Source organism: Pedobacter sp. HMWF019, from assembly GCF_003061025.1.
Lineage (GTDB): Bacteria > Bacteroidota > Bacteroidia > Sphingobacteriales > Sphingobacteriaceae > Pedobacter.
This window is the reverse complement of sequence record NZ_QAIL01000195.1, coordinates 1-3,303: the sequence shown is the minus strand read 5'-3', so window position 1 is coordinate 3,303 and position 3,303 is coordinate 1. Positions and strand designations below refer to the sequence as shown.

Annotated in this window: 4 protein-coding genes; 1 reads left to right on the top strand and 3 read right to left on the bottom strand. The window is 38.9% G+C overall.

The features are described 5' to 3' along the window. The coding region (locus DBR11_RS12130; RefSeq protein WP_108552940.1) for a PleD family two-component system response regulator at positions 1-318 on the bottom strand (318 nt) is incomplete at its 3' end. 74 nt (positions 319-392) lie between these two features. Between DBR11_RS12130 and DBR11_RS12125 the strand changes: the two genes are divergently transcribed. Further along, complete coding sequence (locus DBR11_RS12125) at positions 393-581, top strand: hypothetical protein (RefSeq protein ID WP_146186515.1); 189 nt, start codon at positions 393-395, stop codon at positions 579-581. 1 nt (position 582) lies between these two features. On the opposite strand, the gene DBR11_RS12120 is transcribed toward DBR11_RS12125, so the two are convergent. Together DBR11_RS12120 and DBR11_RS12115 are read right to left on the bottom strand one after the other, a co-directional pair. Next, a complete protein-coding gene (locus DBR11_RS12120; RefSeq protein ID WP_108552938.1) occupies positions 583-1,536 on the bottom strand; it encodes a PAS domain-containing protein in 954 nt (317 codons plus the stop codon). Positions 1,537-1,672: 136 nt separating this feature from the next. Further along, the gene (locus DBR11_RS12115; RefSeq protein WP_108552937.1) at positions 1,673-3,268 is read right to left on the bottom strand and encodes a S8 family peptidase; all 1,596 of its coding nucleotides are present in this window, start codon (positions 3,266-3,268) and stop codon (positions 1,673-1,675) included. Positions 3,269-3,303: the final 35 nt, after the last annotated feature.

Here is a 3,303-nt window from a genome sequence, read left to right as displayed (position 1 = left end):
ATCAAAGGGTTTCTCGAGATAATCTGCATTGGTTAAATTTTCCCGCAGGATATAATCTTCTTTAAAACCTCCTGAAGTGAGTAAAACAGGGAGATGTGCGGTCAAACTTCTCGATCGTATTTCTTTGAAAATTGCTCTTCCATCCATACCATCAAGGCGGATATCCATTAGAATCAGGTCCGGTTTAAACTCTTCAATAATCTTGAATATTGGCCTTCCTGTCATTAAAGGAAAAACTTTATAGTGATGTGCTTCTAATACGGCCTGAAAAACATCCAGTACATCAGGATCATCTTCAACAATAAGGATTCGTGTCATATGAATTATGCATTTCTACAACTTTAATGCCAGCCCCGAAAAAAAACTCTATACTTGCGAGTAATTTTCAGGATATGATTAAAGAAGAACAAATTAAAATGATTGCTGAAACCCTTTTGCCCGGTTTTATACCTAAGGATCAGAACATAAAAGAACTCAGCTTTCATTTTACGGTGCCTCCGGGGCAATCTTTCAAAGTGTTTTTTGAAAGAAAAAATAAGTCAGAATGGAATTGGAAAGGCTATGAATCTGAAGAAAATTAAATCAGGGCGTTCTATCTGCAATGTTGACTATAATTGCATCCAGTTCTTTGGCCGAACTGGCTAAATGCTGAAGCATCATATTATAATCATTATCTGGACCATAATCTTTGATTAAATCTACCAGCGCCATAATCCTCGCTAACGGTGCCCTAACCATATGAGACTGTATCCAGGCAATTTCTTTAAATTTTTTATTCTGATCTTCTATCGCTTTGATATATTCTTTTCTCCTGGTAATATCTTCCATGGCACCTATGGCCCGGATGGGACTACCATTTTCGTCAAAGAGCACAAAGCCCCGGTCGAATACATATCTGTAACTCCCGTTACCACACATAAAACGGTATTCATCCTGCCAGCGTTCTATTTTCTGATCAATATATTCCTGGATTTTAAGCACCACCCTTTCCCTGTCTTCCGGATGAATATGATCGTACCTCCAGGACATCGTTGTGGTGTGATTAATAATATTTTTATGCCCGAATATCCCCTTAATCCCACGATTCCATATAATGCTTCCAGAAGTTAAGCTCCAGTCCCATATGGTATCACTCGTCGCTTTGGAAACGATATTAAACCGCTCTGAACTTTCCAGCATCTTTCTTTCACTTTCAATCCGCTCAGTCAAGTCAGTTACGAGTTCAAGCTCTCCTTTTTTTTCCTGAAATTCTACCGGATTACTTACAACATGTGTATACACACGTTCGCCGTTTTTCTTTTTCAGCAATTGCGTCTCTTTATCCAGCCCATTCAGGATCAGGTGTTCAATAGTTTTATCTCTCGGCTGACCTTCTCTGACTTTAAGATCCTCTACAGTCAGTTCCAGAAATTCTTTACGGCTATATCCGAAGAGTAGCATTGCTGCCTCATTCACATCTAAAAAAAACCTTGTATTGACGTCAAATATCCACATTGGCAATGGAGACAGCTGAAATAGGTCGATTGTAGATGTCATTCTTTAGCGTATGCGATATGTGATTTAAGATCACCGTAATGATACAAAAAATACACTTATAAAAAAAAGTGTTATAACAAACAACCCTTTCGAAAATTCACGAAAGGGTTGTAAGATTCAATGTCTTATCCTGGACTTATTTTGTTTCTGAAGCAAGTTTTAATGCATTATAAGTATTAACAATACCACCAGTAACACAAAGATCTGAAAACGGAACAGATTTGGTTTCTTCGCCAATCTTTACATTTACATTATGATCTACTTTTACAACAGATTTTAAAATAATATCTTTTACTTGTAAAGCAGATAATTTGGGGTAATAAGAACGGATCAAGGCCGCCAGTCCGGCCACCACCGGGGAAGCCATGCTTGTTCCATCCAGATTCTCATACTTGGAGCCCGGAACCGTAGAATAAATGCGCTCTCCCGGAGCGAATACATCCACAGTTGTTTTTCCATAATTAGAGAAACTCGCTTTTAAGGTAGAATCATTTACCCAGCCCGAAGCACCAACTGTAATATAGGCACCAGCTTCACCACCACCTTCATACCTGCGGTCTGGAAAGCTCTTTTCAACGTCCAGGTTTTTATTATCGTTACCGGCCGCCTGAATGAGCAGGACATCTTTAGACATGGCATATTTTACAGCCTCATCGACTGCTTTCTTGTCCCATGAATAAGGTTTTCCAAAGCTCATATTTAATACTTTAGCTCCATTGTCCACTGCATAACGAATGGCATTGGCTACATCCTTATCTCTTTCGTCGCCGTCCGGAACGGCCCTTACACCCATAATCAGAACATTATCAGCTACCCCCTTAATACCAATGTTATTGGTCCTGTCGGCAGCAATAATGCCAGCAACATGGGTTCCGTGTTTAGCATCCGGGCCTGTAATATCGTTATTACCGTAGAAGCGTTCTTTGCTGTCTGCATAATTGTCTCCCACAAATTCAGGTCTTGGATCATAGGACAGGTTCAGGTTATAATCTACCTGTCCCTGGTAATATTTTAATCCTTCAACCAGTTGGGCATTATAAAATTCCTCATAGCTTTGAGTTTGCAACTGATTGAGCATAATACTTTTTATGCGTCCTTCTAACTCATTTTGTGGCTGGTAACTTTGAAAGTCTGCTGCTGTCGGATTGTCCTTACCCATCTTTTTCACCACAGCATCAACTGCATTCTTAAAACCTGTGATATTTTCAAGGCCAGATTTGGCCTCTTCCAGTTTCTGATCAAATTCTGCTTTCATTTTCTGATAAGCTTCAAATGCGGGCAAATCCGCCGCAGCTACAGAAGTGGCATCTGCATGACCAAATTTAGGCTCATCTCTTCTTAAAATACGGGTAAGTTCAAGCGTTTCATGATCAACTGAACCCTTAGCCGAACCCAAAAAATTCCAGCCGTGAATATCATCTATATAACCATTTTTATCATCATCTTTTCCATTTCCAGGAATCTCTTTTTTATTTACCCACATGATCCTTTTCAGGTCTTCATGGTTATAATCTACTCCACCATCCAGTACACCAACCACTACCGGTTTGGATTTTTTACCTTTCAATAATTCTGTATAGGCTTTCTCTGTACTGATACCAAAAGTTGAATCTGTTTTAAGATCGAGGTTCTGCCAGTTCGGTTTTTGAGCAAAAGAGAAAAAAGGAACTGCCGCCAGCAAAGCGATTCCAAATATTTTTTTAGATAAAAATTTAGTTTTTATAATATTCATAACGTTTAAATTTGAGCAAATCTAATTAAAATATG